We start from the raw sequence: 3,988 nt of genomic DNA, 5'->3' as shown, positions 1-3,988 counted from the left end.
GTCACGGTCGGGGTGGGTGTGCTTGCCGCGCGATGGTTGAAGCGGCGGCTTTAGTGAGCCTGCGGTTCCGCCGTGGGGGTGCATGCTCGTGGACGTGTGCCGCGCCGTTGTGGCTGGTCGCGCAGTTCCCCGCGCCCCTAGGGGGTTGTCGTCAGGCCACTCTGAATTGCTGGACCTCGTTCCCCGCGCCCCTTAGGGGGTTCCCCGCGCCCCTTAGGGGGTTTCCTCAGGCCACTCTGAATTCCTGGACCTCCTCCGCCCTCAGGGTCAGGCCGTGGCCCACTCCCTGGGGCGGGGTGATGGTGCCGCCCCTGGGGTCCAGGGCGCCGTCGAAGAACATGTCCTCCACGCGGACGTGGTCGTGGAACCACTCGATGTGCCGCAGGTTGGGGAGCGCGGCGGCCGCGGCGGCGTGGGCGTGGGGGGCGCAGTGGGTCGAGATGTCCAGGCCGTGGGCCTGGGCGAGGGCGGCGGCGCGCAGGAACTCGGTCAGGCCGCCGCAGCGGGTCGCGTCGATCTGGAGGCAGTCGACCGCGCCCGCGGCGATCATGCGGGCGAAGTACGGGAGGTCGTAGCCGTACTCGCCGGCCGTGACGTCGCACGACAGGGTGTCGCGGACGAGACGCAGACCGGTCAGGTCGTCCGAGGACACCGGCTCCTCGAACCAGCCGACGTCGTGCTCGGCGAGGGCGTGGCCGACGCGGATCGCCTGCTTGCGGGTGTAGGCGCCGTTGGCGTCGACGTACAACTCGGCCTCGGAGCCGATCACCTGACGGGCCGCCCGGACCCGGGAGAGGTCGCGCGGGGTCGCGTGGCCCCAGTCCTCGCCGATCTTTATCTTCACGCGCGGGATGTGCTGGCCGTGCACCCAGCCGTTCAACTGCGCGGCCAGATGCGTGTCGTGGTACGTCGTGAAGCCTCCGCTGCCGTAGACGGGGACCCGTTCGCGGCAGCTGCCCAGCAGCCGGGCCAGGGGCAGTTCGAGGAGGCGGGCCTTGAGGTCCCACAGGGCGATGTCCAGCGCCGAGATCGCGCACGCGGCGATGCCCGGGCGGCCCGCGTTGCGGATCGCGCGGGACATCGCGTCGTGCGCGGCCGGGATGTCCAGGGCGTCGCGTCCCTCGACGAGGGGTGCCAGATGGTCGCGCAGGAAGTCGCCGACGGCGGCAGGGCCGTACGTCCAGCCGGTGCCGGTCGCGTCGCCCGCCGTCACCTCGGCGATCACCACGGTCGTGGAGTTCCAGGCCAGGGTGCCGTCCGCCTCGGGGGCGTCGGTGGGCACCGTGTAGACGGAGACGACGGGGAGATGGAGTTTCATCGCGTGGGTCCTCCCCCGTCACGGCTGAAGCTGCGGCAGCACCTTGGTGCGGTAGAAGTCGAAGAAGCCGCGCTGGTCGGGGCCGATCTGGCTGACGTAGACGCGGTCGAAGCCCGCCTCGGCGAAGGCGTTCAGTTCGGACACGTGCTCGTCGACGTCGTCGCCGCACACCGTGTTCTCGCCCACCATCTGCTCGGTGACCAGCGGCTCCAGCTGCTCGAAGTGGCGCGGCGAGGGCAGGATCTGGGCCATCTCGCCGGGCAGCAGCTGGTTGGACCACAGCCGGCGCACCGTGCGCACGGCCTCGTCGCGGTCGGTGCCGTAGCAGACCTTCGTGCCGCCCATCACCGGCTTGCCGTGGCCGCCGCCCTTGCGGAACCGGGTCACCATCTCCTCGTCCGGCATCATCGTGATGAAGCCGTCGCCGACGCGGGCCGCGAGGGCCGTCGCCTCCGGGCCGAAGCCGGAGACGTCGATCTGCACCGGCTCTTCGGGAACCGTGTAGAGGCGGGCGTTCTCCACCCGGTAGTGGCTGCCGTAATGGCTGATCTCCTCGCCGGTGAACAGCCGGCGCATGATCAGGATCGCCTCCTCCAGCATCTCCAGGCGGACGCTCGCGGGCGGCCACACATGCCCCAGGACGTGCTCGTTGAGGGCCTCGCCCGAGCCGACGCCGAGCCGGAAGCGGCCGTTGGTCATGACCGCGGAGGTCGCCGCGGCCTGCGCCACCACCGCCGGGTGGATCCGCACGGTCGGGCAGGTCACGGCCGTCTCGACGGGCAGCGACACCGCCTCCGAGATCGCCCCGATCACCGACCACACGAAGGGGCTCTCGCCCTGTGCGTCGTTCCACGGGTGGTAGTGGTCCGATATCCACAGCGACTGGAATCCGGCCTGTTCGGCCATCCTCGCCTGCTCGACGAGTTCGGCGGGACGGAACTCCTCGCACGCCAGGAAGTAGCCGTACTCGGGCATGGGGGGCACCTCCGGGACTGCCGCGTCGGGTCGGCGGCGGGGACGGGTCGCCCTCCGGGTACCCGGCGGCCCGGCGGGAAACCGGGCCCGGGGCGGGATGTACGACCGGGACGTACGACGGGACGCACGGGCCGGCGGGCCGGAAGCCGGCGCTGTCCGGGGCCGACGTTTGGGGGCCTTGACCAGGGGGACGCGGAAGGCTCCCGAGGTACGCGACAGCCCCGGAGGCACACCGTGAGTCGACCCCGCATCGTGATCGTCGGCGCCGGATTCGCCGGGTACCGGGCGGCCCGCACCCTCTCCCGGCTCACCCGGGACAAGGCCGACATCACCCTGCTGAACCCGACCGACTACTTCCTGTATCTGCCCCTGCTGCCCCAGGTCGCCGCCGGCATCCTCGAACCGCGCCGGGTGACCGTCTCCCTCTCCGGCACCCTGCCCCAGGTGCGGCTCGTGCTGGGCGAGGCCGGCTCCGTCGACCTCGACGGGCACACCGTCCACTACACCGGACCCGAGGGCGACGCGGGCACCCTGCCCTTCGACCGGCTGGTCCTCGCCGCGGGCAGCGTCAACAAACTGCTGCCCATCCCCGGCGTCGCCGAGCACGCGCACGGCTTCCGGGGCCTGCCCGAGGCGCTGTACCTGCGCGACCACGTGACCCGGCAGGTGGAACTGGCGGCCGCCGCCGACGACCCGAAGAGCTGCGCCGCGCGCTGCACCTTCGTCGTGGTCGGTGCCGGATACACCGGTACGGAGGTCGCCGCGCAGGGGCAGCTCTTCACCGACGCCCAGGTGCGCAAACACCCGCTGCGGGCCGGCATGCGGCCCCGCTGGCTGCTGCTCGACATCGCCGACCGCGTCCTGCCCGAGCTGGACGAGAGGCTCTCCCGCACCGCCGACCGGGTGCTGCGGGAACGCGGCGTGGAGGTGCGGATGGGTACCTCCGTGAAGGAGGCCACGCACGGCGGGGTGCTGCTGACCGACGGCGAGTCCGTCGACACCCGCACGCTGGTGTGGTGCGTCGGCGTACGGCCCGATCCGCTCGCCGAGTCCCTGGGGCTGCCGCTGGAGCGGGGCCGTCTGCTCGTCGACCCGCACCTGCAGGTGCCGGGCCGGCCCGAACTGTTCGCCGCGGGGGACGCGGCCGCCGTGCCCGACCTGGAGAAGCCCGGCGAGTACACGCCGATGACCGCCCAGCACGCCTGGCGGCAGGGCAAGGCCGTGGCCCACAACGTCGCCGCGTCCCTGGGGCTCGGCGAGCGGCGCGCCTACCGCCACCGCGACATGGGCTTCGTCGTGGACCTCGGCGGCGTCAAGGCGGCCGCCAACCCGCTGGGCATCCACCTCTCCGGCATCGCGGCGGGCGCCGTCACCCGCGGCTACCACCTCGCCGCGATGCCCGGCAACCGCGTCCGCGTCGCCGCCGACTGGCTCCTGGACGCCGTACTGCCGCGTCAGGCCGTGCAGTTGGGACTGGTGCGGTCATGGTCGGTGCCACTGGACACGGCTTCACCGGAGCTGGCACGCACGCCCGGCCCGTCGGAGAAATTGCCCTCGGCGGCACCGAATCCCGGGGAGTCCGGGTCGTCCTCCGGTCGCGAGGCCGAGTCGGCGAGGAGTCGGGCCGGCGGCGAGCCGAGGAAGAGTCGGGCTGGCGGGGAGCCGGCGAAGAGCCCGGCTGGTGGCGAGCCGGCG

3 protein-coding genes are annotated in these 3,988 nt (G+C 72.7%); 1 reads left to right on the top strand and 2 read right to left on the bottom strand.

Translation table 11 applies throughout. The annotated features are described in order from the left end of the window. Positions 1 to 226 precede the first annotated feature (226 nt). Both L0P92_RS42700 and L0P92_RS42695 read right to left on the bottom strand, forming a co-directional pair. Positions 227 to 1,318: an enolase C-terminal domain-like protein gene (locus tag L0P92_RS42700; protein ID WP_234768526.1), complete on the bottom strand. Its 1,092-nt coding sequence runs from the start codon at positions 1,316 to 1,318 to the stop codon at positions 227 to 229. An 18-nt stretch (positions 1,319 to 1,336) separates the two neighbouring features. Continuing rightward, complete coding sequence (locus tag L0P92_RS42695) at positions 1,337 to 2,293, bottom strand: LLM class F420-dependent oxidoreductase (protein ID WP_234768525.1); 957 nt, start codon at positions 2,291 to 2,293, stop codon at positions 1,337 to 1,339. Positions 2,294 to 2,527: 234 nt separating this feature from the next. Here L0P92_RS42695 and L0P92_RS42690 point away from each other — a divergent pair. Continuing rightward, on the top strand, positions 2,528 to 3,988 hold a 1,461-nt coding region (locus tag L0P92_RS42690), incomplete at its 3' end, for an NAD(P)/FAD-dependent oxidoreductase (RefSeq protein ID WP_234768524.1).

The organism is Streptomyces muensis (assembly GCF_021474425.1).
Classification (GTDB): Bacteria; Actinomycetota; Actinomycetes; order Streptomycetales; family Streptomycetaceae; genus Streptomyces; species Streptomyces muensis.
This window is presented reverse-complemented; position numbering and strand designations above follow the sequence as displayed.

Excerpts from the sequence above, each read along its gene's own strand:
- L0P92_RS42700 (WP_234768526.1), bottom strand. The coding sequence starts at position 1,318 with ATGAAACTCCATCTCCCCGTCGTCTCCGTCTACACGGTGCCCACCGAC.
- L0P92_RS42695 (WP_234768525.1), bottom strand. The coding sequence starts at position 2,293 with ATGCCCGAGTACGGCTACTTCCTGGCGTGCGAGGAGTTCCGTCCCGCC.